General features: G+C 72.3%; 25 protein-coding genes and 1 riboswitch. Of the genes, 14 read left to right on the top strand and 11 right to left on the bottom strand.

Annotated features, from left to right (window positions below; translation table 11 throughout):
* Positions 1–17 precede the first annotated feature (17 nt).
* The 5 genes from ACWD11_RS05820 to ACWD11_RS05840 all read left to right on the top strand — a co-directional run bounded on the left by ACWD11_RS05820 (position 18) and on the right by ACWD11_RS05840 (position 5,999).
* Complete coding sequence (locus ACWD11_RS05820) at positions 18–758, top strand: ATP-binding cassette domain-containing protein (protein ID WP_451281490.1); 741 nt, start codon at positions 18–20, stop codon at positions 756–758.
* Positions 730–2,814, top strand: a complete 2,085-nt coding sequence (locus ACWD11_RS05825; protein WP_451281492.1) for a YhgE/Pip family protein — start codon at positions 730–732, stop codon at positions 2,812–2,814. Before ACWD11_RS05820 ends, ACWD11_RS05825 begins: the two co-directional genes overlap by 29 nt.
* Before the next feature lie 23 nt (positions 2,815–2,837).
* On the top strand, positions 2,838–3,467 hold the full coding sequence (locus tag ACWD11_RS05830; protein ID WP_451281494.1) for a TetR/AcrR family transcriptional regulator: 630 nt from the start codon (positions 2,838–2,840) through the stop codon (positions 3,465–3,467).
* A gap of 384 nt (positions 3,468–3,851) precedes the next feature.
* On the top strand, positions 3,852–4,469 hold the full coding sequence (locus ACWD11_RS05835) for a DUF4126 domain-containing protein (RefSeq protein WP_389418538.1): 618 nt from the start codon (positions 3,852–3,854) through the stop codon (positions 4,467–4,469).
* Between the two features lie 30 nt (positions 4,470–4,499).
* Positions 4,500–5,999: a phytoene desaturase family protein gene (locus ACWD11_RS05840; RefSeq protein ID WP_451281496.1), complete on the top strand. Its 1,500-nt coding sequence runs from the start codon at positions 4,500–4,502 to the stop codon at positions 5,997–5,999.
* Between the two features lie 22 nt (positions 6,000–6,021).
* Here the strand turns inward: ACWD11_RS05840 and ACWD11_RS05845 are convergent, their stop codons facing one another.
* The 6 genes from ACWD11_RS05845 to ACWD11_RS05870 all read right to left on the bottom strand — a co-directional run bounded on the left by ACWD11_RS05845 (position 6,022) and on the right by ACWD11_RS05870 (position 10,841).
* Positions 6,022–6,972, bottom strand: a complete 951-nt coding sequence (locus ACWD11_RS05845; RefSeq protein ID WP_451281498.1) for an SCO2102 family sporulation regulator — start codon at positions 6,970–6,972, stop codon at positions 6,022–6,024.
* Positions 6,973–7,028: 56 nt separating this feature from the next.
* Positions 7,029–7,952 (bottom strand): methylenetetrahydrofolate reductase [NAD(P)H], encoded by a 924-nt coding sequence (gene metF / locus ACWD11_RS05850; protein ID WP_389418535.1) that lies wholly within the window; start codon positions 7,950–7,952, stop codon positions 7,029–7,031.
* Positions 7,953–8,062: 110 nt separating this feature from the next.
* Positions 8,063–8,710, bottom strand: a complete 648-nt coding sequence (gene thiE, locus ACWD11_RS05855) for a thiamine phosphate synthase (protein ID WP_451281500.1) — start codon at positions 8,708–8,710, stop codon at positions 8,063–8,065.
* 74 nt (positions 8,711–8,784) lie between these two features.
* On the bottom strand, positions 8,785–9,156 hold the full coding sequence (locus ACWD11_RS05860; RefSeq protein ID WP_351981965.1) for an Rv2175c family DNA-binding protein: 372 nt from the start codon (positions 9,154–9,156) through the stop codon (positions 8,785–8,787).
* Between the two features lie 84 nt (positions 9,157–9,240).
* The gene (locus ACWD11_RS05865; RefSeq protein ID WP_451281868.1) at positions 9,241–10,440 is read right to left on the bottom strand and encodes an NAD(P)/FAD-dependent oxidoreductase; all 1,200 of its coding nucleotides are present in this window, start codon (positions 10,438–10,440) and stop codon (positions 9,241–9,243) included.
* A 50-nt stretch (positions 10,441–10,490) separates the two neighbouring features.
* Positions 10,491–10,841, bottom strand: coding sequence for a hypothetical protein (locus ACWD11_RS05870; protein WP_389418533.1), 351 nt, complete (start codon positions 10,839–10,841; stop codon positions 10,491–10,493).
* Positions 10,842–10,893: 52 nt separating this feature from the next.
* Positions 10,894–11,005, top strand: a riboswitch (TPP riboswitch).
* On the opposite strand from ACWD11_RS05870, the gene thiO reads away from it, so the two are divergent.
* The 5 genes from thiO to ACWD11_RS05895 all read left to right on the top strand — a co-directional run bounded on the left by thiO (position 11,003) and on the right by ACWD11_RS05895 (position 16,076).
* A complete protein-coding gene (gene thiO / locus ACWD11_RS05875) occupies positions 11,003–12,160 on the top strand; it encodes a glycine oxidase ThiO (RefSeq protein WP_389418532.1) in 1,158 nt (385 codons plus the stop codon). Its footprint overlaps the riboswitch before it by 3 nt.
* On the top strand, positions 12,157–12,357 hold the full coding sequence (thiS, locus tag ACWD11_RS05880) for a sulfur carrier protein ThiS (protein ID WP_389418531.1): 201 nt from the start codon (positions 12,157–12,159) through the stop codon (positions 12,355–12,357). The genes thiO and thiS overlap by 4 nt, the downstream gene beginning before the upstream one ends.
* Positions 12,358–12,360: 3 nt before the next feature.
* The gene (locus tag ACWD11_RS05885; RefSeq protein ID WP_389418530.1) at positions 12,361–13,155 is read left to right on the top strand and encodes a thiazole synthase; all 795 of its coding nucleotides are present in this window, start codon (positions 12,361–12,363) and stop codon (positions 13,153–13,155) included.
* A gap of 94 nt (positions 13,156–13,249) precedes the next feature.
* The gene (gene pknB, locus ACWD11_RS05890) at positions 13,250–15,181 is read left to right on the top strand and encodes a Stk1 family PASTA domain-containing Ser/Thr kinase (protein WP_451281503.1); all 1,932 of its coding nucleotides are present in this window, start codon (positions 13,250–13,252) and stop codon (positions 15,179–15,181) included.
* Between the two features lie 16 nt (positions 15,182–15,197).
* Positions 15,198–16,076 carry a deoxyribonuclease IV gene (locus ACWD11_RS05895; RefSeq protein WP_451281504.1) on the top strand — a complete coding sequence of 293 codons (879 nt, stop codon included), beginning with the start codon at positions 15,198–15,200 and terminating at the stop codon, positions 16,074–16,076.
* Positions 16,077–16,083: 7 nt separating this feature from the next.
* Here ACWD11_RS05895 and ACWD11_RS05900 read toward each other — a convergent pair whose 3' ends face one another.
* Positions 16,084–16,716, bottom strand: coding sequence for a sulfite oxidase-like oxidoreductase (locus ACWD11_RS05900; RefSeq protein ID WP_451281506.1), 633 nt, complete (start codon positions 16,714–16,716; stop codon positions 16,084–16,086).
* A gap of 196 nt (positions 16,717–16,912) precedes the next feature.
* On the opposite strand from ACWD11_RS05900, the gene bfr reads away from it, so the two are divergent.
* A complete protein-coding gene (gene bfr / locus ACWD11_RS05905; protein WP_250070345.1) occupies positions 16,913–17,389 on the top strand; it encodes a bacterioferritin in 477 nt (158 codons plus the stop codon).
* 36 nt (positions 17,390–17,425) lie between these two features.
* On the opposite strand, the gene ACWD11_RS05910 is transcribed toward bfr, so the two are convergent.
* From ACWD11_RS05910 to ACWD11_RS05920, 3 genes are all read right to left on the bottom strand, one after another.
* On the bottom strand, positions 17,426–17,707 hold the full coding sequence (locus ACWD11_RS05910; protein ID WP_389418526.1) for a (2Fe-2S)-binding protein: 282 nt from the start codon (positions 17,705–17,707) through the stop codon (positions 17,426–17,428).
* 114 nt (positions 17,708–17,821) lie between these two features.
* Positions 17,822–19,174, bottom strand: coding sequence for a class II 3-deoxy-7-phosphoheptulonate synthase (locus tag ACWD11_RS05915; RefSeq protein WP_389418525.1), 1,353 nt, complete (start codon positions 19,172–19,174; stop codon positions 17,822–17,824).
* Positions 19,171–20,097, bottom strand: a complete 927-nt coding sequence (locus ACWD11_RS05920; protein WP_389418524.1) for a DUF2867 domain-containing protein — start codon at positions 20,095–20,097, stop codon at positions 19,171–19,173. The genes ACWD11_RS05915 and ACWD11_RS05920 overlap by 4 nt, the downstream gene beginning before the upstream one ends.
* Positions 20,098–20,149: 52 nt before the next feature.
* Between ACWD11_RS05920 and ACWD11_RS05925 the strand changes: the two genes are divergently transcribed.
* The 3 genes from ACWD11_RS05925 to ACWD11_RS05935 all read left to right on the top strand — a co-directional run bounded on the left by ACWD11_RS05925 (position 20,150) and on the right by ACWD11_RS05935 (position 22,820).
* The gene (locus ACWD11_RS05925; protein WP_389418523.1) at positions 20,150–20,749 is read left to right on the top strand and encodes a TetR/AcrR family transcriptional regulator; all 600 of its coding nucleotides are present in this window, start codon (positions 20,150–20,152) and stop codon (positions 20,747–20,749) included.
* Between the two features lie 9 nt (positions 20,750–20,758).
* Entirely contained in the window at positions 20,759–20,821 is a 63-nt protein-coding gene (locus ACWD11_RS05930; protein WP_358864531.1) for a trp operon leader peptide, read from the top strand.
* 118 nt (positions 20,822–20,939) lie between these two features.
* Complete coding sequence (locus ACWD11_RS05935; protein WP_451281509.1) at positions 20,940–22,820, top strand: anthranilate synthase family protein; 1,881 nt, start codon at positions 20,940–20,942, stop codon at positions 22,818–22,820.
* On the opposite strand, the gene ACWD11_RS05940 is transcribed toward ACWD11_RS05935, so the two are convergent.
* Positions 22,772–23,767, bottom strand: a complete 996-nt coding sequence (locus tag ACWD11_RS05940; protein ID WP_451281511.1) for a 2-hydroxyacid dehydrogenase — start codon at positions 23,765–23,767, stop codon at positions 22,772–22,774. The genes ACWD11_RS05935 and ACWD11_RS05940 overlap by 49 nt on opposite strands.
* Between the last annotated feature and the right edge of the window lie 22 nt (positions 23,768–23,789).

Genomic DNA, 23,789 nt, shown 5'->3' on the forward strand with positions numbered 1-23,789 from the left:
AGGGGGGTGGGGGAACCGTGGCCGGAGTCGGCGTCACGGTCCGGGGCCTCGGTGCCGAAGGGCCCCGCGGATGGGCGTTCCGCGGGGTCTCCTTCGAGGCGGAGCCGGGCTCACTGATCGCGGTGGAGGGGCCGTCCGGATCCGGGCGCACCTGTCTGCTGCTCGCGCTCACCGGACGGATGAAGCCCACCGAGGGCACCGCCACCGTGGGTGGGGCCGGGCTGCCGAAGCAGCTGTCGGCGGTACGGCGGTTCACCGCGGTCGCCCATGTCCCGGGCGTCACCGATCTCGACCCGGCCCTCACGGTCGCCGAGCATCTGCACGAGCGGGCGCTGCTCCAGCGGCGGTACGGCGGCTCGCTGCGCGGGCTGCTGCGCCCGCGCGCGGAGCGGGCCGCGCTGACCCGGCTGCGGATGGAGCGTGCCCTGGCCGCCGCCGGGCTCGACCGGGAGGCCCTGCCGAAGGGCTCCAGGACCGCCGTACGCGATCTGGAGCGGGTGGAGGCGCTGCGGCTGTCCGTGGCGCTGGCGCTGATCGGCGAGCCGGGGCTGCTCGGCGTCGACGACACCGACCTCAAGCTCTCCGCGGCCGAGCGGGCCGAGGTCTGGGTGCTGCTGAGGTCGATCGCGCAGGCCGGGACCACGGTGGCGGCGGTGTGCAGCGAGGCCCCCGAGGACGCCGTCGCGGTGTCCACCACGCCCCGCAACGAGACGGAGGAGGTGCCCGCCGATGCGCTCGCCGAAGCTGGCCGCGCTTGAGATACGGCGCTTCGGGCGCGGCAAGCTGCCGCGTGCCGCCCTGGTCGCGCTGCTCGTGCTGCCCCTGCTCTACGGCGCCCTGTACCTGTGGTCCTTCTGGGATCCGTACGGCCGGCTGGACCGGATCCCGGTGGCTCTGGTCAACGACGACAAGGGCGCGAAGGCCGACGGGAAGAAGATCACGGCCGGCGACGACATCGTGCGGGGCCTGCACGAGAGCGAGGTCTTCGACTGGCACGAGGTGAGCGCCGAGGAGGCACGCGCGGGCGTGGAGGACGGCAGGTACTACCTGTCGCTGACCCTGCCGGCCGACTTCAGCGGGCGGATCGCGTCCAGTTCGGGCGACTCCCCGGAGACCGGCGCCCTCCAGGTGCGCACCAACGACGCCAACAACTACATCGTCGGGCAGATCTCCCGGACGGTCTTCAGCGAGGTGCGCGACGCCGCGTCGACCAAGGCCTCGCGGTCCTTCCTGGACCGGATCTTCATCTCCTTCTCCGACATCCACGGCGCGACGGTGAAGGCCGCCAAGGGCGCCGACAAGCTGGAGACCGGCATCGGGAAGGCCGAGAAGGGCTCGCGGGACCTCGCCGACGGGCTGAAGGACGCCAAGAGCGGCAGCGGCAAGCTGGCCAAGGGGCTGAAGAAGCTCGACAAGGGCGCGGGCGATCTGGAGGACGGCTCGAAGAAGGTCGCCGAGGGCACCCAGGCGCTCGCCGACAAGGTCAACGCGACCGCTGAGAAGGTGGGCCCGTTCCTGAAGGACAACGAGAAGGGCATCGGGGACACCGCCCAGCTGGTCGCCGACACCTCCGGCGCGATCCGCGACAACCTCGACGCCCTGGTGGAGCGCGCGCCGACGGCGGCCGAGGAGGCCCGCGCGTCCGCCGACGACCTCGCGAGCGTCCACAAGGCGCGCTGCGAGGACGCCGCCCTGCCCGACACCGCCTGCGCGGACCTGAAGACCGCCCGGGACGCCGCCGCGGACGTGGCCGGCATCGCCGACGACGTCAACACGCTGATCGGCGACCAGGACGGCAGCCTGGACAAGCTCGACAAGCACCTGGCCACCCTGGAGAAGCAGGCGCAGGCCCTCGCCGACCGCGCGCCCCACCTCTCCGAGGACCTCGACGACACCGTCACCAAGATCAACGACCTGAATGAGGGCGCCGCGAAGGTCGCCGCCGGTGCCGACAAGCTCCACACGGGCCTCGGCACCGCCCACACCGGTGCCACCGACCTGGACAAGGGCGTCGGCGACCTCAAGACCGGCGCGGGGGACCTCGAGGCGGGCCTGTACAAGCTCGTCGACGGCTCCGGGGACCTCTCGGACGGGCTGCACGACGGCGCCGGGCAGATCCCCGACTACGACGAGCGGGACCGCGACGAGCGCACCGAGGTGATGTCGGACCCGGTCCGGCTCGTCTCCGAGGACCTGCACAAGGCGCCCAACTACGGCACCGGATTCGCCCCGTACTTCATCCCGCTGTCCCTGTGGGTGGGTGCGATGGTGGCGTACATGCTGATCGCGCCGATGAACCGGCGTGCGCTCGCGGCGGGCGCCTCCGCGTGGCGGATCGCGCTGGCGGGCTGGCTTCCGGTGGTGGTGATCGGGGTGGCCCAGACGGTGGCCCTGATGTCGGTGCTGCACTGGGCGGTCGGGCTGCAGATGGCCCGCGCGGCCGGGACGGTGGGCTTCCTGTTCCTGGTGACGGCGTGCTTCGCGGCCCTCGTGCAGTGGCTGAACGCCCGCTTCGGGGCGGCGGGCCGGATCCTCGTCCTCGCCCTGCTGATGCTCCAGCTGACGTCCGCGGGCGGCACCTACCCCGTACAGACCAGCCCGGGCTTCTTCAACGCCCTGCACCCCTTCCTGCCGATGAGCTATGTCGTGGAGGCCCTCAGAAGGCTCATCACGGGCGGCGGCCTGGGACCGGTCTGGCACGCGTGCGTGGTGCTCGTCGCCTTCACCGCGGGCGCCCTCGCGCTGACCGCCCTGTCGGCCCGCCGCCGCCAGGTGTGGACGCTCGACCGGCTGCACCCGGAGCTGACCCTGTGACCGCGCGCGGGACAATCGTGGCCATGGAAAGCAGCAGCGCCGCGTCGGGCGGCAACACCCGCCGTGAGGCCACCCGGCAGAAGCTCTACGAGGCCGCCGTCACGCTCATCGCCGAGCAGGGCTTCTCCGCCACCACCGTGGACGAGATCGCCGAGCGGGCGGGGGTCGCGAAGGGCACCGTCTACTACAACTTCGCGAGCAAGTCCGTCCTCTTCGAGGAGCTGCTGCGGCACGGTGTGGGCCTGCTCGCCGCCTCCCTGAAGGAGGCGGCCGAGGGCACGGCCCGGGACGGCGGCAGCAAGGTGGACGCCCTGGACGCGATGATCCGCGCGGGGCTCGGCTTCATCGCCGCCTACCCAGCCTTCACCCAGCTCTACGTGGCCGAGCTGTGGCGCACCAACCGGGCCTGGCAGTCCACGCTCATGGTGGTCCGGCAGGACGTCGTCGCCGTGGTGGAGGGCGTGCTGCGCGACGGGGTGGCCAACGGCGAGTTCAGCGACGAGATCGACATCCCGCTGACCGCGGCCGCCCTGGTCGGCATGGTCCTGGTGGCCGCCCTGGACTGGCAGTCCTTCCAGCCGGAGCGTTCCCTGGACGACGTGCACGCGGCCCTGTCCCGGCTGCTCCAGGGCCGGGTCAGCGGCCGGGGCTAGGCCCGCGACGCCGGGGGATCCGAACCGGGCATACGGAAGCGCCGGTCCGCGGTGGCAGCGTCCCCCGCGTGCCATGCGAACCGGCGCTTCCGCCGTACTCCCCCGTTCCCCCGTCGGCCCCCGTCCGGTCGTTCCCCCGGGTTCCCCGTGTCTCGCTTCCGCCGACGCGCGGGCCGGCGGAAGGAGCGGATCCAGGGCGGCTCCGTTCCGGCGCCCCGTGTCGCCGGTGCCGGAGCCGGTCCCTTTCTCCGTGCCTCCACTGTCTCGTTCCCGCAGGTCGCGGCCCATCCGCGCGCGTACTCATCTCACCGGCTAGGTACGCGTACTCAGCCCTGCGTGCGCGGGCCCACACCGGGCCGCCGCCCACTGGTTACGATCGCGTCCGTGTCGGTACTCCCTCTGGTCTTCACCAGCGGCTGGGCCAGCGGCATCAACGCGTACGCGGTGGTGCTGCTCCTCGGCCTGTTCGGCGCGACGGGACTGAGCGACGAGGTCCCCGAGTCGCTCCAGCGCCCCGAGGTGCTGATCGCGGCGGGCGTGCTCTTCCTGTGCGAGGCGGTCGCCGACAAGATCCCGTACGTCGACTCGGCGTGGGACTCGGTGCACACCGTGATCCGCCCGGCCGCCGGCGCCTGGGTGGGCGCGCTGCTCGCCGGGCAGAGCGGCTCGCTGTCGGACGTGGCGGCGGGCCTGGTCGGCGGTTCCTCGGCGCTGGCCAGCCATGCCGTCAAGGCCGGGACGCGGATGGCGGTCAACACCTCCCCGGAGCCGTTCAGCAACGTGATCGTGAGCGTCGCCGAGGATCTCGGGGTCGCCGGGATCGTCACCTTCGCGATGTTCAACCCGGAGGCGGCCGCGGTCATCGCCGGTGTGCTGCTGCTCACCGGTCTCACCGTGCTGGTCCTCCTCGCCTCGCGGATCCGGCGGTTCCTGCGGCGCAGGGCCCAGCGGCGGGAGGAGAGACGGCTGGCGGCAGGGTCCGGGCCGCCTCCGCCGCCGTGACTGTCAGTGGTGGCGGATAAAGTCCCTGGCATGGCACGGATTGCGGTGATCGGCGCCGGGACGGGCGCGATGGCGGCCGCCGCCCGGCTGGCCGTCGCGGGCCACCGGGTGGCGGTGTACGAGCGTACGCAGACGTACGGCGGAGCGGTGCGCCGCTTCGAGCGGGACGGCTTCGCCTTCGACACCGGCCCCGGTCTGCTGACCCTGCCCGCGGTCTGGCGCGATCTGTTCGTCAAGACCGGCAGGGAGCCCGTGGAGGACTGCGTCGAGCTGGTCCAGGTCGACCCGTCCTCGCGGCATGTCTTCGCGGACGGCACCGAGGTGTCCCTGCCGAACGCCTCGCGCGCGGGAGTGGTCGCGGCCCTGGACCAGGCGCTCGGCGCGGGCGCGGGCGGACGCTGGGGCGACTTCCTGGTGCGGGCCCGCGAGGCCTGGGACCGCAGCCGCAGACCGCTCCTGGAGGAGCCCCTGTGGCCCAACTGGGAGGTGCTGGCCGGGCGTGAGCCCTATCCGGCGGTCCCGCACAAGCGGCTGCTGCGCACCCGCCGGGCCGCCACCCTCGCCGAGGTCGGCGCCTGGGAGCTGCGCGACCCCCGGCTCACCGCCCTGCTGGAGAGCCACGCGCTCGGGTACGGCCTGCATCCCGAGGCCGCCCCGGCGAGCGCGGCCGTGCTGCCGTACATGGAGCACGCCTTCGGCACCTGGTACGTCCTCGGCGGTGCCCGGGAGCTGGCGCGCGCGGTGCACGAGCGGTGCCTGGCCCGGAAGGTCGCGTTTCACTTCGGCGCCGAGGTGACCGGGGTCCTGGAGAAGGACGGCCGGGCGGCGGGGGTCGAGCTGGCGGACGGGACCGTGGCGGAGGCGGATTTCGTGGTCGGCACCCGGCCTTGGCGCCTGACCGGCCATCAGCTGTACGGGACGGCGGACGTCGGGCCCCGGCCGGAGGGGGCCGCCCCTGGCCGGGTCGTGGTCTGCCTGGCGCTGCGCGGTGCGCGCGAGGCGGGTGCCGCGCACCGGACGGTGGTGCATGCCCCGGACCGCAGGGCCGAGCTGGACGCCCTCGGGCGCGGTGAGCCGCCCGCCCGGCCGACGGTCCGCGTCGACCGCCCGGACGACCCCGCCCTGCGGCCCGACGAGGAGCACGAGTCGGTGGTCCTCACCGCGACGGTGCCCTCACGGGCGGTGTACGACTGGGCCGCGCCCGGCGCCGCCGGCTCCTTCGCGGACCGGATGGCCGAGGCCGCCGAGCGCGCGGTACCGGGACTGCGCGAGCGGACCCTGTGGCGTGAGGTGCGCACCCCGGTGCACACCGAGGCGGAGACGGGCGCCGAGGGCGGCGGGGTGCCCGCGCCCGCGCTGGCCGCGGCGGAGGGGAGCTTCCTGTACCCGTCCAACAGCACCCGGATACCGGGCCTGTTCGGTGTCGGCGGCTGGTCGCACCCCGGCGGCGGCCTGGCGCACGCGGGCATGTCGGGCGCGCTGGTCGCCGGACTGATCGTGGAGGGACCGGACTTCCGGGGCTCTCAGTGACGACGGGCCGCCGGAAAGGCCGCTAGAAGCGGTACTGCTCGTCGTACCCGCCCTGCTGCCCCTGGCCGCCCTGGTAGGGATACGGCTGCTCCGGCGGGAGTTCACCGCCGTAGGGGTCGTCGGTGTTGCGCTGCTGCGGGACCCACACACCGCCGGGCGGGGTGCCCTCGCCGGTGTAGGTGCCGGTGACGTACTGGTCCTGGGCGTAGCCCTGCTGTCCGTACTGCTGGCCGTAGCCCGCGTCGTAGGAGCCGCCGCCGTAGGTCTGGGTGCCGATGTACGGGTCGGAGTAGGCGGCGTACTGCTGCTGACCGGTCGCGTCGTAGCCGTACTGCTGCTGGTCGTACCCGGTGTAGCCGTCGTAGCCGTAGCCCTGGTCGGCGCCCTGGGCGGTGGCGGCGTACTGGTCCTGGGGCTGGGCCGCCGCCGCGTAGGAGGGGTCCGGCTGGGTGCCGTAGACGCCGTAGGAGCCGGTGTCGTCCGGGAGGGGCTGCGGCTCGTAGATCGCGGTGGTCTCGGCGGCCGAGGGCCCCGCCGGGCGGGCGGGCGTGAAGACGTCGTCGCGGTCGTAGGAGTCGTCCTGGCCGTAGTCGGCGCGGTCCCGGCCGTAGCCGCCGTCGTCGCCGTAGCGGCCCTCGCCCGCTTCGAGGCCGGAGACCTCCAGGGTCGGTTCCTGGTGCTCCGGCTCGCCGCGGCGGCGCTTGGAGCCGGCCAGCGCCGGAGCGTTCACCGCCCAGCCGGAGGCGAAGCCGCGGCGGAACGACAGCGTGACGTAGGTCTGGCCGACCGCGAAGGCGGCGGCGCCCAGCCCGATGACGATCACGGACGGGATCAACACCCCGAGCACTACGCCCAGGAAGCCGACGAAGGCGAGCAGCCGCCAGCGCAGGCGTGCCTTGTACTGCAGCAGCACCTCACCGAGCAGCCACAGCGCGACGATGCCGAACGCGATGTAGAGGACCGTCCAGCCCATGTACGCCCCTCTCCCAGTGGCCGTTACGCAGTGTGTCGTACACCGGTGCGGCCGGTCTAGGCCTGCGGAGGATGGTGCAGGCCCAGGTTCTCGTAGATCTCCAGGGTCGCCGTGGAGTTGTTCAGCGTGATGAAGTGCAGACCCGGCACTCCCTCGGCCAGCAGCCGTGCGCAGAACTCCGTGGCGAAGTCGATGCCAATGGAGCGTACAGCGGCCGGATCGTCTTTGGCTGTGAGGATCCGCTCTTTCAGGGCCGCCGGGAAGGCCGCGTTGGTGAGGGACGGGATCCGGTCCAGCGTCTTGACGCTGGCGATCGGCATGATCTCGGGGATGATCGGGGTCGGGCAGCCGGCCGCGTCGACCCGGTCGCGCAGCCGCAGATAGTCCTCCGGGTCGAAGAACATCTGGGTGATCGCGTAGTCCGCGCCGGCCCGGCACTTGTCGACGAAGTGCCGGACGTCCGTCTCCCACTCCGCGGAGCGCGGGTGCATCGCCGGGAAGGCCGCGACGCCCACGCAGAAGTCGCCGGACGCCTTGATCAGCTCGACGAGTTCGGCGGCGTAGGTCAGGCCCTGCGGGTGCGGGACCCAGTCGCCCATGGGGTCGCCGGGCGGGTCGCCGCGCAGCGCGAGCATGTTGCGGATCCCGGCGTCGGCGTACTGCCCGATGATGTTGCGCAGGTCCGCCACCGAGTGGTCGACCGCCGTGAGGTGGGCGATCGGGGTGAGCGTGGTGGTGGAGGCGATGGCCTCGGTCGCCTTGACCGTGCCGGCGCGGGTGGTGCCGCCCGCGCCGTAGGTCACGGAGACGAAGTCGGGCGCCACGGCCTCGACCCGGCGCAGCGCGTTCCACAGGTTCCGCTCGCCCTTCGGCGTCTTGGGGGCGTAGAACTCGAACGAGTACGTCGTCTTGCCGGTCGCGAGCATGTCGCGCACGGTACGAGCGTGGTCCGACCTGGTGGATGCGGTGCCGAGGGCCATACCCGCAGGTTAGCCAGGGGGCGACGGTCCCCCAACCGGATGCCGGATATTTGCCCGAATTGTCGGGTTGTTGTCCAGTCCGTGGACAGACGGTGGCCCGGGAGGAGCCGCTACCCCTGCCGCAGCCGCTTGGCGAACTCCGCCGCCGCGGCGCCGGGGTCGTCCGCTTCCGTGATCGCCCGGACGACGACGACCCGCCGGGCGCCCGCTTCGAGCACCTCGTCGAGGTTGCCCAGGTCGATGCCGCCGATGGCGAACCAGGGGCGGCCGGTGCCGAGGGCGGCGGTCTGCCGGACCAGCTCCAGGCCGGGGGCATGACGGCCGGGCTTGGTCGGCGTGGGCCAGCAGGGGCCGGTGCAGAAGTAGTCCACGCCCTCCTGGACCGCGGCGGCCTCGGCCTCGGCCAGGGCGTGCGTGGAGCGGCCGATGAGGGCGTCGTCGCCGAGGATCGCCCGGGCGGCCGACACGGGCAGATCGCCCTGGCCGAGGTGGAGGACGTCGGCCCCCGCGGCATGGGCGACGTCCGCGCGGTCGTTGACCGCGAGCAGCTTGCCGTGGCGCGCGCAGGCGTCGGCGAGGACCGCCAGGTGCTCCAGCTCCTCGGCGGCCTCCATGCCCTTGTCGCGCAGCTGCACGATGTCGACCCCGCCCGCCAGGGCCGCGTCCAGGAACTCGGCGAGGTCTCCCTGGCGCTTGCGGGCGTCCGTGCAGAGGTACAGCCGGGCGTCGCTGAAGCGGTCGCGTGCGGTGGCGGGCATATGTGTTCCCCCGTGCTCGGTGGTGTACGGGCCCCGGGCGACCCGCGGCCCGTACACCGGGACTGTTGATCGGTTCAGACGGCGAGCGCCTGGGCGCGGCGCTTCACCTCCGTGCCGCGATTCTCGCTCAGGGCCTGCGCGGGGGTGCCGGGCAGGCTCTCGTCGGGCGTGAAGAGCCACTCCAGCATCTCTTCGTCGGTGAAGCCGTCGTCCCGGAGCAGCGTCAGGGTCCCGGCCAGGCCCTTGACGACCTTCTGCTCGGCTCCGTCGATGAAGGCGGCGGGGACGTGCAGCGCGCGGTTCTCACCACGGCGTACGGCGATGAGCTGGCCGTCCTTGACCAGCTGCCGCACACGCGTCACCTCGACGCCGAGCTGTTCGGCGATGTCGGGGAGGGTGAGCCAGGCGGGGACGAGAGCATCGATCTTTGCGTCAATCTCGGTCACGGAACCAAGCCTGCCATCCCGCACTGACATCAGGAAGCCAGGCCGCTCCGAGCCAGGACCTCAGGATGGTCCGGACGGGAGAACCTAGGCCGTCGCCTTCTTCAGGGGCCTGGCCGGGTCCTCCAGCAGGGCCGGGTCCATGCGGGTGCCCGATTCGACCAGGCGGCGCCCCTGGGCCAGGTCCCGGGGCCGGCCGACCGCGAGCAGGGCGATCAGGCGGCCCTCGCGGAGCCAGCAGACCGTCCAGGCGGGGCCGGCCGGGTCGCCGCGCCACACGGTGGTGTCGGCCGTCGCGTGGTGGCCGGCGTACTGGACGAAGCGGCCGAACTGCTCGGACCAGAAGTACGGGACCGGGTCGTAGACCAGCGGGTCCTCGCCGACGATGTCGGCGGCGACCGTGCGCGGGCCCTGCAGCGCGTTGTCCCAGTGGTGGACCAGGAGGCGCTCGCCGTAGCGGGCGGAGGGGAAGGAGGCGCAGTCGCCGACCGCGTACACGTCGGGGACGCCGGTGCGCAGATGGTCGTCGGCCACCACCTCGCCGTGCGCGCCGAGCTCGACGCCGGAGCCGGCCAGCCAGGCGGTGGCGGGGCGGGCGCCGATGCCGACCACGACGGCCCCCGCGGGCAGCACCGAGCCGTCGTCGAGGACCACCGCGCCGGGCTCGACGCGCGCCACACGCGCGCGGGTACGCAGTTCGGCCCCGCTGTCGGCGTACCAGGCGGTCATCGGCGCGGCCACCTCGGCGGGCAGCGCGCCCGCGAGCGGCCGGTCCGCCGCCTCCACGACCGTCACCGAGCAGCCCGCCTCACGCGCGGCGGTGGCGAACTCGGCGCCGATCCAGCCCGCACCGACGACCACGACGTCGTGCTGGCGGGCGAGCACGGGCCGCAGCCGCTCGGCGTCGTCGAGGGTGCGCAGCAGATGGACTCCGGGCACGCCCTCGGCGCCCGGCAGCCGGATCGGCTCGGCGCCGGTGGCGACGACCAGGACGTCGTAGGGAACCGGGCCCGCGGCGGTGTCCAGCTCGTGGTCGGCCGGGCGGACGCCCAGGACCTCGCGGCCGAGGTCGAGTTCGATGCCGAGTGCCTCGAAGTCCACGTCGAAGGCGGATCCCTCGGCCTTGCCGAGCAGGACGGCCTTGGACAGCGGGGGCCGGTCGTAGGGCTGGTGGGGCTCGGCGCCGATCACCCGTACCGTGCCCGTGAAGCCCTGTTCACGCAGGGCGACCGCGGTCTGCACGCCGGCCATGCCCGCGCCGACCACCACCACCCGCCGCTGCGACATCGTCGTCTGCTCGCTCACCTGATCACCATAGTCAACTGACAAACTGTCAGTCAGCCGTCGTGCCGCGTGACCTGCTCCACAACGCTGGTTCCCCGGCCCGGCCGGGACTCCCACTGCCAGCTCTCCTCCAGCCGCACCCGCCCGTCGGGCAGCTCCACGACCGTCGACACGCAGTGCCCGGACGCAGTGGTCCCGTCCCGCTTGAGCTGCACGTACCGGAAGTCCAGCCGGTCACCCTCGCGCGTGCCCACCAGATGCCCGCGTACGACATCGCCGCCCGCGTAATCGGCCCAGATCTCCCCGTCCTTCTCGTGGTAGGTGAAGCGGGTCCGCGTGCCCACCTGACCTGGGGCCTGGTCGGCGACAGGGGCGAGGACGAGGCCGTCGAGCGAGCGGGGCATGGGGCGAGGCTCCCTGCAGAGGCGCGGAACGAGCGGTTAGGGTGGCCAACGTACAAGCACTCGCGGGAGCCCGGACGCACCGGGCTGAGAGGGAGGCTGGCGGCCTCCGACCGTACGAACCTGATCCGGGTCATGCCGGCGAAGGGAGGGGCTGGACGCCCATGTCGCCTACGCGTTCGTCAGACGTCCTCGTCCTCGGGGGCGGAATCATCGGCCTGGTCACGGCGTGGCGGGCCGCACAGCGCGGGTTCGCCACGGCCGTGGTGGACCCCGAGCCGGGCGGCGGCGCCGCCCAGGTGGCGGCCGGCATGCTGGCCGCCGTCACGGAACTGCACTACGGCGAGCAGACGCTGCTCGGCCTGAATCTGGCCTCGGCGCGCCGCTATCCCGCGTTCGCGGCCGAGCTGACCGACCTCACCGGACAGGACCTCGGGTACCGCCAGTGCGGCACCCTCGCGGTCGCGCTGGACGCCGACGACCGGGCGCATCTGCGGGAACTGCACGCGCTGCAACGGGAGTCGGGCCTCGACTCGGAGTGGCTGTCGGGGCGGGAGTGCCGGCGGCTGGAGCCGATGCTCGCGCCGGGCGTGCGCGGCGGGCTCCGGGTGGACGGCGACCACCAGATCGACCCGCGGCGCCTGGCGCGGGCGCTGGTGACGGCCTGTGAGCGGGCGGGCGTGGTCTTCCACCGGGCGTGGGCGACGCGGCTGTCGGTGGTGCAGGGGCGGGCGGCCGGGTGCGTGACGGACGACGGCACCGTGCTCGGCGCCGGGCAGGTGGTCCTGGCGGCCGGCAGCCTCAGCGGGCGGCTGGCGGGCGTCCCGGAGGCCGTGCTGCCTCCCGTACGGCCCGTCAAGGGGCAGGTGCTGAGGCTGACCGTGCCGAAGCGGCAGGCGCCGTTCCTGAGCCGGACCGTCCGCGCGGTGGTGCGCGGCAGCCAGGTCTACCTGGTGCCGCGGGCCGACGGCGAGCTGGTCGTCGGCGCGACCAGCGAGGAGCTGGGCTGGGACACGACGGTGACCGCGGGAGGCGTGTACGAGCTGCTGCGCGACGCGCACGAGCTGATGCCCGGCATCACCGAGCTGCCGCTCACCGAGACCCGCGCGGGGCTGCGTCCCGGGTCCCCCGACAACGCGCCCCTGCTGGGCCCGACCGAGCTGGACGGCCTGCTGCTGGCGACCGGGCACTACCGCAACGGCGTGCTGCTCACCCCGATCACCGGGGACGCCCTCGCGCACGCCCTGGCCACCGGTGAACTCACCGACGAGGCCCGTCCCTTCAGTCCGAAGCGGTTCGCACGCACGGAGCAGCCCGTATGAACATCTCGGTCAACGGCGAGCGTCGGCGGATCGAGCCGGGCACGGCTCTCGACACGCTCGTGCAGTCCCTCACCGCGGCGCCCTCCGGAGTGGCCGCCGCGCTCAACGAAACCGTCGTCCCGCGCGCGCAGTGGTCCTCGACGTCCCTCTCCGAGGGGGACCGCGTCGAGGTCCTGACCGCCGTCCAAGGAGGCTGACCCATGGCCGACGATGCCTTTGTCCTCGGCGGTACGTCCTTCTCGTCCCGGCTGATCATGGGGACGGGCGGCGCGCCCTCCCTGGAGGTGCTGGAGCGGGCGCTGGCCGCGTCCGGCACCGAGCTGACCACGGTCGCGATGCGGCGGGTGGACGCCTCGGTGCACGGCTCGGTGCTGTCGGTGCTGGAGCGGCTCGGCATCCGGGTGCTGCCGAACACGGCGGGGTGCTTCACGGCCGGGGAAGCGGTGCTGACGGCCCGCCTCGCGCGGGAGGCCCTCGGCACCGATCTGGTCAAGCTGGAGGTCATCGCCGACGAGCGAACCCTGCTGCCGGACCCGATCGAGCTGCTGGACGCGGCGGAGACCCTGGTGGACGACGGGTTCACGGTGCTGCCGTACACCAACGACGACCCGGTGCTGGCCCGCAAGCTGGAGGACGTGGGCTGTGCGGCGATCATGCCGCTGGGCTCGCCGATCGGCTCCGGGCTCGGGATCCGCAACCCGCACAACTTTCAGCTGATCGTGGAGCACGCGCGCGTGCCGGTGATCCTGGACGCCGGAGCAGGTACGGCCTCGGACGCGGCGCTGGCGATGGAGCTGGGGTGCGCGGGTGTGATGCTCGCCTCGGCGGTGACGCGGGCCAAGGAGCCGGTCCTGATGGCCGACGCGATGCGCCACGCGGTGGAGGCGGGCCGGCTGGCGTACCGGGCGGGCCGGATTCCCCGGCGGCACTTCGCCGAGGCGTCCTCCCCGGTGGCGGGACGGGCGGTGCTGGATCCGGAGCGGCCGGCGTTCTGAACGGCCGTGGGTTGCGTCACAGGTCGGCTTCAGTCCCGCCACTGTCCCGGACGGAGAGCCGGGGGTGTCAGTCGCTGCTCGTACACTCGCCTGCGTGGATACGACCCTTCAGGACCCGCTGGTCGGGCAGGTGCTCGACGGACGCTACCGCGTCGATGCGCGGATCGCCGTCGGTGGGATGGCCACGGTCTACCGGGCCGTGGACACCCGGCTCGACCGTGTGCTCGCGCTGAAGGTGATGCACCCCGGGCTCGCCGCCGACGGGACCTTCGTGGAGCGGTTCATCCGCGAGGCCAAGTCGGTCGCCCGGCTCGCGCACCCCAATGTCGTGCAGGTCTTCGACCAGGGGACCGACGGGTCGTACGTCTATCTCGCCATGGAGTACATCGCCGGCTGCACCCTGCGTGACGTGCTGCGCGACCGCGGGGCGCTGCAGCCGCGTGCCGCCCTGGACATCCTGGAGCCCGTCCTCGCCGCGCTCGGCGCCGCGCACCGGGCGGGGTTCGTGCACCGGGACATGAAGCCGGAGAACGTGCTCATCGGGGACGACGGCCGGGTCAAGGTCGCCGACTTCGGGCTGGTGCGTTCCGTGGGCTCGGTCACCAGCACCACCGGTGCCGTCCTCGGCACCGTCTCCTACCTCGCGCCGGAGCAGATAGAGCAGCCGGGCACCGCCGACGCCCGCGTCGACGTGTACGCGTGCGGTGTCGTGCTGTACGAGATGCTGACCGGCGAGAAGCCGCACGACGGGGACTCCCCCGCGATCGTGCTCTACAAGCATCTGCACGAGGACGTCCCGCCGCCGTCGGCCACCGTGCCCGGCCTGCCGTACGAGCTCGACGCGCTGGTCGCCTCGGCCACCGCGCGCACCCCTGACGTCCGCCCGCACGACGCGGTGGCGCTGCTCTCCGAGGCCCTCGCGGCCCGCGCCACGCTCAGCGAGGCCCAGCTGGACGCGCTCCCTCCGCAGGCCCTGTCCGCCGAGCACGACGGCGCCGAGAACCGCACGAGCGTGATCCCGCGCTCGCTGACGGTGCCGAGCCCGTTGCCGGTCGACAAGGACGAGGACCGGTTCCACCGCACTAGCCGGCTGGAGTCCGCCGCCCCGCTCCCGCCCTCCCCGGCCGGACGCCGGGTGTCGCGGCGCGGCCCGTTCGCCCTGGTCGTCGCCGTGCTGCTGGTCCTCGGCGTCGGCGCAGGCGTCTGGTACATCAACTCCGGCCAGTTCACCCGGGTCCCGGCGCTGCTGACCCAGACCGAGGCGAAGGCCAAGGACCGGCTGGGGGATGCCGGTCTGGAGGTCGGCTCGGTCGAGCGTGCCTTCAGTGACACCGTCGAGCGCGGCCGGGTCATCAGCACCGACCCGGGCGTCGGCAGCCGTATCCGGCACAACGACGCGGTGAATCTGGTCGTCTCCAAGGGCCCGCAGGTCGTGGAGGTGCCCGACCTGGAGGGCTACCGGCTGGACAAGGCGAAGGAGCTGCTGAAGAGCGCGGGTCTGGAGCCGGGCATGGTCACCCGGGAGTTCAGCGAGAGCGTCGCCCGGGGCTCCGTGATCTCCACCAGCCCCGAGGCCGGCACCGAGCGCCGCTCGGGCTCCGCCGTCGCGCTGGTGCTCAGCAAGGGCCGCCCGGTCGACGTCCCGGACGTCACCGGCGAGAGCCTGGAGGACGCCAGGGCCGAGCTGACGGAGGCGGGCCTGAAGGTGCGCGTCGCCACGGAGGAGGTCACCTCGTCCGAGTACGACAAGGGTGAGGTCGCCGAGCAGACGCCGCAGGCCGACACCCAGGCCGTCGCGGGCGACACCGTGACGCTGACGCTGTCCAAGGGCCCGGAGATGATCGAGGTCCCGGACGTGGTCGGCGACAGCGTCGACGACGCCACGGCCGCTCTGGAGGCCGCGGGCTTCGAGGTCGACGAGGACCGCGGGCTGCTGGGGCTGTTCGGCGACACGGTCGAGAGCCAGTCCGTGGAGGGCGGCGACACCGCTCCCAAGGGCTCGACGATCACCATCGAGATCCGCTGACAGGACGCACGCACCGATGACCGTTCCGCACCTCCGCAACCCCGTCGGCGGCCATGTCCCGGTGGCCGGCGGACTGAACTCCGTCGGCCTGGCCTACGCCCGTGACCTCAAGGCGGAGACCGTGCAGGTCTTCGTCGCCAACCCGCGCGGCTGGGCCACGCCCGCCGGGAACCCGCGGCAGGACGAGGAGTTCCGCGCGGCCTGCGCGCAGGGATCCATCCCGGCGTACGTCCATGCCCCGTACCTGATCAACTTCGGCTCGCACACCGAGGCGACCGCCGAGCGGTCGGTGGAGTCGCTGCGGCACTCCCTGCGCCGCGGGCGGGAGATCGGGGCGCTGGGCGTGGTCGCGCACACGGGCAGCGCGACCGGCGGCCGGGACCGCTCGGTGGCGCTGCGGCAGGTCCGGGAGTACCTGCTGCCGCTGCTGGACGAGCTGACCCACGACGACGACCCGTTCCTGCTGCTGGAGTCGACGGCCGGCCAGGGCTCCTCGCTGTGCTCCCGCACCTGGGATTTCGGGCCGTACTTCGAGGCGCTGGACGCCCATCCCAAGCTGGGCGTCTGCCTGGACACCTGCCACATCTTCGCCGCCGGGCACGACCTGACCGGCCCGGACGGCATGCACCAGACCCTGGATCTGCTGGTGGAGACGGTCGGCGAGGGGCGGCTGAAGCTGATCCACGCCAACGACTCCAAGGATGTGGTCGGCGCACACAAGGACCGGCACGCGAACATCGGCTCCGGACACATCGGCGAGGACCCGTTCCGCGCACTGATGACCCACCCCGCCACCGAGGGCGTACCCCTGATCATCGAGACGCCCGGCGGCAAGGAGGGGCACGCGGCGGACGTGGAGCGCCTGAAGAAGCTGCGGGAAAGCGGGAAGCGCTAGAGGGGACCTAGAGCTCGGGCCCGTCCCCCGGCCCCTCCTGGTAGGAGTAGCGCTGTTCCTTCCAGGGGTCGCCGATGTTGTGGTACCCGCGCTCTTCCCAGAACCCGCGGCGGTCGGTGGTCATGTACTCCACGCCCCGGACCCACTTGGGGCCCTTCCAGGCGTACAGGTGAGGCACCACCAGCCGGAGCGGGAAGCCGTGTTCCGCGGTGAGCAGTTCGCCGTCCTTGTGCGTCGCGAAGATGGCGCGCTCGTCGGCGAAGTCCTCCAGGCGGAGGTTCGAGCTGAAGCCGTACTCGGCCCAGACCATCACATGGGTGACGGTGTCGGCGGGCGGGGCGAGCTCCAGGATGGTCCGGGCCGGAATCCCGCCCCACTCGGCGCCGAGCATGCTGAACTTGGTGACGCAGTGCAGATCGGCCACCACGGTGGTGTACGGCAGGGCCGCGAACTCCTCATGGCTCCAGCAGCGCTTCTCGCCGTCGGCGGTGGCGCCGAAGACCCTGAACTCCCAGCGCTCGGGGCGGAACTTGGGGACCGGTCCGTAGTGGGTGACCGGCCAGCCGCGCTGCAGGCGCTGCCCCGGCGGGAGCTCCGGCTGTACCGCTCCTCCAGATGCGCTCTCCACCGGCTGACCCATGTATCCATCCTGACAGACCCGAGGCAGTGCACTTGACCAGCGGTGCGACAAAAGAGGCAAAGCGGTCAGATTCAAACTAAGCATGCACTTACTTACTAAGTGAAGACTTACTGGACGATCTTCGATACCGGTGCAAGGATGCGGCGCAACCTGCCAGTTCCCCAGTTCCCCCGTTCTCTTGGAAGGAGCCTCTGCGATGCAGGGCGACCCCGAGGTCATCGAATTCCTCAATGAGCAGCTCACCGGCGAGCTGACGGCGATCAACCAGTACTGGCTGCACTACCGGATCCAGGACAACAAGGGCTGGACCAAGCTCGCCAAGTACACGCGTGAAGAATCCATCGACGAGATGAAGCACGCGGACAAGATCACCGAGCGCATCCTGATGCTCGACGGTCTGCCCAACTACCAGCGGCTGTTCCATGTCCGGGTCGGCCAGACGGTCACCGAGATGTTCCAGGCGGACCGGCAGGTGGAGGTGGAGGCGATCGACCGCCTCAAGCGCGGGATCGAGGTGATGCGCACCAAGGGCGACATCACGTCCGCGAATCTCTTCGAGTCGATCCTCGAGGACGAGGAGCACCACATCGACTACCTGGACACCCAGCTGGAGCTGATCGACAAGCTCGGCGAGGCGCTCTACCTGGCCCAGCAGATCGAGCAGCCGAGCTGAGCGGGAGCCCCTGAGCAGCGCCCCCGGGCCGAACCGCTACGCGACTTCTTCCAGCTGCTCCAGCCCGGCGAGGACCGGACGACCCTGGTCGGCCAGCTCACGGCGGGGGCACGCGCCCCGGCCCAGCAGCGCCTGGATCCGGCGTACGCACGAACCGCAGTCGGTGCCCGCCTTGCAGGCCGACGCTATCTGGCGGGGGGTGCAGGCACCGTCCTCCGCGTGCTTCTTCACCTGCTGCTCGGTGATGCCGAAACAACTGCAGACGTACACGCGGTTCACCTCCCGCCGGGATCGATACGTGGTGCCGTCCCGATTCATGGTCGGTGAGGCTAACCTAACCTTACCCGGCGCACAGGAACCCGAAAAGTGGCGTGGGGCGCGGATCGTATGTGATCCGCGCCCCACTGAGCTCCTGTGCAACAGCCGAACCGGCTACTGGTCCCTGTACATCTCCGCGACCAGGAAGGCCAGGTCAAGGGACTGGCTGCGGTTCAGGCGGGGGTCGCAGGCCGTCTCGTAGCGCTGGTGGAGATCATCGACGAAGATCTCGTCGCCACCGCCCACGCACTCGGTGACATCGTCACCCGTGAGCTCGACATGGATGCCGCCCGGATGGGTGCCCAGCGCCTTGTGGACCTCGAAGAAGCCCTTGACCTCGTCGAGCACGTCGTCGAAGCGGCGGGTCTTGTGACCGGAGGCCGCCTCGAAGGTGTTGCCGTGCATCGGGTCGGTCACCCAGGCCACCGTGGCGCCCGAGGCGGTGACCTTCTCGATCAGCTCCGGGAGCTTGTCGCGGACCTTGTCGGCGCCCATGCGGACGATGAAGGTCAGCCGGCCCGGCTCGCGCTCCGGGTCCAGGCGCTCGATGTACTGCAGCGCCTCCTCGGCCGTCGTCGTCGGGCCGAGCTTGATGCCGATGGGGTTGCGGATCCTCGAGGCGAACTCGATGTGCGCGTGGTCCAGCTGCCGGGTGCGCTCACCGATCCACACCATGTGCGCGGAGACGTCGTAGAGCCGGCCGGTGCGGGAGTCCACTCGGGTCAGCGCCGACTCGTAGTCCAGCAGCAGCGCCTCGTGCGAGGAGTAGAACTCGACCGTCTTGAACTCCTCCGGGTCGGCCCCGCAGGCGTGCATGAAGTTGAGCGCCTGGTCGATCTCGCGGGCGAGCTGCTCGTAGCGCTGGCCGGACGGGGACGACTTCACGAAGTCCTGGTTCCAGGCGTGCACCTGGCGCAGGTCGGCGTAACCGCCGGTGGTGAAGGCGCGGACCAGGTTGAGCGTGGAGGCGGAGGCGTTGTACATCCGCTTCAGGCGCTCGGGGTCCGGGATCCGGGCGGCCTCGGTGAAGTCGAAGCCGTTGACGGAGTCGCCGCGGTAGGTCGGCAGCGTCACGCCGTCGCGGGTCTCGGTCGGCTTGGAGCGCGGCTTGGAGTACTGACCGGCGATGCGGCCGACCTTCACGACCGGCACCGAGGCGGCGTACGTCAGCACGGCGCCCATCTGGAGCAGGGTCTTGAGCTTGTTGCGGATCTGGTCGGCGGACACCGCGTCGAACGCCTCGGCGCAGTCGCCGCCCTGGAGGAGGAACGCCTCTCCCTTGGCGACGGCCGCCAACCGGGCGCGCAGCTGGTCGCACTCGCCCGCGAAGACGAGCGGCGGATACGACTCGAGGTCCGCGATCACTGCGCGCAGAGCCTCGGTGTCGGGGTACTCGGGCTGCTGCGCCGCGGGCAGGTTTCGCCAGGTGTTGCCAGCGCTCGCGCTGGTCTTAGCGTTCACGGTCACGACGTCAACACTACGGGGTTGTCCCCGCCGTCCATTCCCTGGCTCACCAAGTGAGACGCGCCGCGGGCCGCCAGGGCCAGCCGCCGGTGGGTGCGCCGGAGCATCAGCCGGGCCATGAAGGGGTGCGCGTGGCGGACCACCGACCAGTACAGACGGCCCCGCCGGTTGTGGATGCGGACCACCGAGCCGAGGGTCACCGTCCGGGCCGCCGGGTCCATCAGGACCGAGACCCGGTAGTCGAGATGCCCCGCGTCCTGGCCGAGCAGGACCTCGTGGTCCGTACGGCCGAACACCGGGGTGCCCGGCAGGGTGCCCTCCCAGGCTTCCGCGTCGGTCGGCATCCCCGGGCGCAGGTCCAGGGCGTAGGCGTCGGCGTAGTCGGTGGCGGGGAAGGCGGCGTGCAGCAGGGCGGCCTCCTCGGGCACCGCGACGGCCGTCGGGCGGTCCCAGGTGAGCCGCTGGAGCAGGCGCACGTAGCGGCCCCGGCGCACGGGGCGGGCCACGGAGCCGGTGGCGGCCCGCTCGGCGTTGTCGAACAGCTCCTCGATGACCGTGCCGTGCAGCGCGCGCACCGCGAGCAGCCAGCCCAGGCGCTCCCGGGGCGGCAGGGACTGCTCCAGAACGTGCCGGATGCGGCAGCGGCCGGGGCCGAGCGGCTCGACGGAGAGTTCGTGGAACCCGGTGCCGGGCGGGTCGAAGGCGAAGCGGACCCGGCGGCCGGGGTCGTACTCGGCGACCGAGTAGCGCACCGGGCCGTGTCCGCCGGCGGCGCCGACGGCGAGCGGCCGGTCGAGGCGGAGGGGGGCCCAGGCGGGGGTCGGGAACAGCGGGTCGTCGGGGCCGGAGAGGCGGTCCAGGAGGGGGCCGACCCGCTCGGCGGGCGCGGCCAGGATGCGGTCGTGAACATTGCGTACAGTGCCCATCGGAGCACCTCCATACGGTGGCGTATGGTCAACCGTACGGTACCGTACGGTCATGGTGCAACGCCCCCCTCGCAAGACCCCCGGCAAGACCCCCGGCAAGGCCCGGCTCAGTGCCGACGACTGGGCGGACGCCGCGCTCCTCGCGATGGGCGAGGGCGGCCTCGCCGCGGTCGCCGTGGAACCGCTCGCCACCCGGCTCGGCACCACCAAGGGCAGCTTCTACTGGCACTTCGCCAACCGGGACGCGCTGATCGAGGCGGCGCTGGAACGCTGGGCCGAGACCCAGACCGAGGCACTCATCACCGAGCTGGAGACGGAGCCCGACCCCGAGCGGCGGTTGCGCCTGCTGTTCGCCGAGGCGATCGGGGCGGCCGCGGACGACGTGCTGGAGGTGACCCTGCTGGCGACCGCGGACGACCCGCGCGTCGCGGCGGTGCTCGGCCGGGTCACCGAGCGCCGGGTCGCCTATGTGGCGCGGCTCTTCGCCGAGGCAGGTTTCCCCGAGCCGGAGGCCCGGCGCCGCGGACTGCTCGCGTACAGCGTCTACCTGGGGCACGCCCAGCTCGCCCACGCCGTCCCGGCCACGTTGCCGGAGGGGGACGGGCTGACGGGTTATCTCGACCGCGCCCTGGATCTGCTGCTGATGCGTTAGGGTCGGGGCATGTTCGCGCACTCGACCCAGAACCAGAACTGGTGGTGGACCGCTTCTCCGGCGGCCCGCTGACTGCGCGTACTCAGACTTCGCGAAGGCCGCCCGAGGGGCGGCCTTCGGTGTTTTCCGGGGTCCGTTCCTCTCGGGAGAGTCCTCTCAGGCGTCCTCTCAGGAGAAGGAAGACGGACCCATGCAGCTGCTCGACCTGCTCGACGATCCCCGCCCGTTCGCCCTGCTGCGCCGCCGCACGCCGGGCCATGACGAGAACACCGTCGAGGTCCTCCTCGGCCCGGTCCGCTCCTGCGACCACCTCGCCGACCTGCCCGACGAGGGCCTCGCGCTCGTGCCCTTCCGCCAGATCCGGGAGCGGGGCTTCGACGTCCGGGACGACGGCACGCCCCTGACGGTGCTGATCCCCCGGGAAACCCACGAGATCCCGATCGCCGAGGCACTGGACCAGCTCCCCGCCCACGACGTACACGTCCAGGGCGGCCGGTTCGACGTCGGCGACGAGGAGTACGCCGAGATCGTCGGGCGCGTGCTGCGGGGGGAGATCGGGCGCGGCGAGGGCGCGAACTTCGTGATCCGGCGGACGTACGAGGGGGACATCCCCGGGTTCGGCAGGGCCGACGCCCTCGCGCTGTTCCGGCGGCTGCTGGAGGGCGAGCGGGGCGCGTACTGGACGTTCGTCGTGCACACCGGGGAGCGGACCCTGGTCGGCGCGAGCCCCGAGGTGCACGTGCGGATGTCCGGCGGCACCGTCGTGATGAACCCGATCAGCGGGACGTACCGCTATCCCGCCGAGGGGCCGACCCCGGAGCATCTGCTGGACTTCCTCGCCGACGGCAAGGAGATCGAGGAGCTGTCGATGGTCGTCGACGAGGAGCTCAAGATGATGTGCACCGTCGGGGACATGGGCGGGGTGGTGATCGGGCCCCGGCTGAAGGAGATGGCCCATCTCGCGCACACCGAGTACGAGTTGCGGGGCAAGTCCTCGCTGGACGTGCGGGAGGTGCTGAAGGAGACCATGTTCGCGGCCACCGTGACCGGCTCCCCCGTGCAGAACGCCTGCCGGGTCATCGAGCGCCACGAGGTCGGCGGGCGCGGCTACTACGCGGGCGCCCTGGCGCTGCTCGGCCGGGACTCCGGCGGCGCGCAGACCCTCGACTCCCCCATCCTCATCCGCACCGCGGACATCGACGCGGACGGGCGGCTGCGGGTGCCGGTCGGCGCGACCCTCGTGCGGGGCTCGGACGCGGAGAGCGAGGTCGCGGAGACCCACGCCAAGGCGGCGGGAGTGCTGGCCGCCCTCGGCGTACGCCCGTCCCGGCCCCGCCATGACAGCGCGCGCCCCGGGCTGGCCGACGACCCCCGCGTGCGTGCCGCGCTCGACGGACGCCGTGCGTTCCTCGCGCCGTTCTGGCTGCGGATGCAGGAGCGGGCCGCGGAGCTGACCGGGCACGCCCTGGTCGTCGACGGCGAGGACACCTTCACCGCGATGCTCGCGCACGTGCTGCGCTCCGGCGGGCTGGAGGTCACCGTCCGGCGCTACGACGAGCCGGGCCTCACGGAAGCCGTCCGCGCGCACGAGGGACCTCTCGTGCTCGGCCCGGGTCCCGGCGACCCGGCCGACACCGCTGATCCCAAGATGCGCCTGCTGCGGGCCCTGACCGCGGAGGTGCTCCGCGGCCACCGGCACGGGGTCCTCGGCGTCTGCCTCGGGCACGAGCTGATCGCGGCGGAGCTGGGGCTGGAGATCGTACGCAAGGAGATCCCGTACCAGGGGGCGCAGACGTCAGTCGATCTGTTCGGGCGGCCGGAGACCGTCGGCTTCTACAACAGCTTCGTGGCCCGCTGCGACGACGAGGCGGCCGGCGAACTGGCCGCGCACGGCGTCGAGATCAGCCGGAGCCCGTCGTACGAGGTCCACGCGCTGCGCGGGCCCGGTTTCGCCGGGGTGCAGTTCCACCCCGAGTCGGTGCTGACCCTGAACGGCGCCTCGATCGTGCGGGAGCTGGTCGGTCAGCTGCGCGGCACCAGCACGTTCTCCGAGCGGCGGCCCTCCGTGTAGTCCAGGACGTTCTGCACCGTGGCGTCGACGATCTGGCCGACGGCGTCCACGGTGTAGTACGCCTGGTGCGAGGTGACCAGGACGTTCGGGAAGGTGACCAGCCGGGCCAGGACGTCGTCCTCGATCGGCTGGAGGGACTTGTCGAGGAAGAACAGGCCCGCCTCCGCCTCGTACACATCGAGGCCGACGCCGGTGAAGCGGCCCTCGCGCAGTTCCGCGACGAGGGCCGCGGTGTCGATCAGGCCGCCGCGGCTGGAGTTCACCAGGATCGCGTCGTCCCGCATCGCCTTCAGGGCGGGTGCGTCGATCAGGTGCCGGGTCTCGGGCATCAGCGGCACATGCAGGCTGACCAGGTCGGACTCGGCGAGCAGCTGGTCCTTGGGGACGTAGCGCATGCCAAGTTCCGTGCAGGCCGGGTTCTCGGCGATGTCCCAGCCCAGCAGCCGCATGCCGAAGCCGTGCGCGATGCGGGCGAATGCCTCGCCGATCTTGCCGGTGCCGAGGACTCCGGCGGTACGGCCGTGCAGGTCGCGGCCCATCAGCCCGTCGAGCCGGAAGTCGAAGTCCCGGGTGCGGGTGGAGGCGCGCACGACACGGCGGTTGACGGCCATGGCGAGGGTCCAGGCGAACTCGGCCACCGAGTACGGCGAGTAGTACGACACCCGGGCGACCGTCATGCCGAGCCGTTCGGCGACGTCAAGGTCGATGTTGTTGAACCCGGTGGAGCGCTGGGCGACCATCCGCGTGCCGCCCGCCGCGAGGAGCTCCAGGACGCGCGCGCCGAGGTCGGCGTTGACGCTGGTGGAGATGGTCTCGTAGCCGGCCGCGATCGGAGCGGTGTCCTCGTTGAGGAAGACGTCCAGGCAGCGGACCTCGTGGTGGCCGGCGAAGGCGTGCTCGATCAGGGGCCTCTCGTCCGCCTGGACACCGAAGGCGAGAATCTCCACGTCAGGCTCCCGGCTCAGAGGG

The sequence above is a fragment of the Streptomyces sp. NPDC002776 genome (assembly GCF_053592195.1).

Bases quoted from the DNA above. Each gene is read 5' to 3' on its own strand.
- metF (WP_389418535.1), bottom strand. From the start codon at position 7,952: ATGGCCCTCGGCACCGCATCCACCAGGTCGGACCACGCTCGTACCGTG.
- ACWD11_RS05920 (WP_389418524.1), bottom strand. From the start codon at position 20,097: ATGGGCACTGTACGCAATGTTCACGACCGCATCCTGGCCGCGCCCGCC.
- ACWD11_RS05865 (WP_451281868.1), bottom strand. From the start codon at position 10,440: ATGTCGCAGCGGCGGGTGGTGGTGGTCGGCGCGGGCATGGCCGGCGTG.
- ACWD11_RS05910 (WP_389418526.1), bottom strand. From the start codon at position 17,707: ATGAATCGGGACGGCACCACGTATCGATCCCGGCGGGAGGTGAACCGC.
- thiS (WP_389418531.1), top strand. From the start codon at position 12,157: ATGAACATCTCGGTCAACGGCGAGCGTCGGCGGATCGAGCCGGGCACG.
- ACWD11_RS05900 (WP_451281506.1), bottom strand. From the start codon at position 16,716: ATGGGTCAGCCGGTGGAGAGCGCATCTGGAGGAGCGGTACAGCCGGAG.
- ACWD11_RS05870 (WP_389418533.1), bottom strand. From the start codon at position 10,841: ATGCCCCGCTCGCTCGACGGCCTCGTCCTCGCCCCTGTCGCCGACCAG.
- ACWD11_RS05830 (WP_451281494.1), top strand. From the start codon at position 2,838: ATGGAAAGCAGCAGCGCCGCGTCGGGCGGCAACACCCGCCGTGAGGCC.
- ACWD11_RS05895 (WP_451281504.1), top strand. From the start codon at position 15,198: ATGACCGTTCCGCACCTCCGCAACCCCGTCGGCGGCCATGTCCCGGTG.
- thiE (WP_451281500.1), bottom strand. From the start codon at position 8,710: ATGCCCGCCACCGCACGCGACCGCTTCAGCGACGCCCGGCTGTACCTC.
- thiO (WP_389418532.1), top strand. From the start codon at position 11,003: ATGTCGCCTACGCGTTCGTCAGACGTCCTCGTCCTCGGGGGCGGAATC.
- ACWD11_RS05885 (WP_389418530.1), top strand. From the start codon at position 12,361: ATGGCCGACGATGCCTTTGTCCTCGGCGGTACGTCCTTCTCGTCCCGG.
- bfr (WP_250070345.1), top strand. From the start codon at position 16,913: ATGCAGGGCGACCCCGAGGTCATCGAATTCCTCAATGAGCAGCTCACC.
- ACWD11_RS05825 (WP_451281492.1), top strand. From the start codon at position 730: ATGCGCTCGCCGAAGCTGGCCGCGCTTGAGATACGGCGCTTCGGGCGC.
- ACWD11_RS05840 (WP_451281496.1), top strand. From the start codon at position 4,500: ATGGCACGGATTGCGGTGATCGGCGCCGGGACGGGCGCGATGGCGGCC.
- ACWD11_RS05925 (WP_389418523.1), top strand. From the start codon at position 20,150: ATGGTGCAACGCCCCCCTCGCAAGACCCCCGGCAAGACCCCCGGCAAG.
- ACWD11_RS05935 (WP_451281509.1), top strand. From the start codon at position 20,940: ATGCAGCTGCTCGACCTGCTCGACGATCCCCGCCCGTTCGCCCTGCTG.
- ACWD11_RS05845 (WP_451281498.1), bottom strand. From the start codon at position 6,972: ATGGGCTGGACGGTCCTCTACATCGCGTTCGGCATCGTCGCGCTGTGG.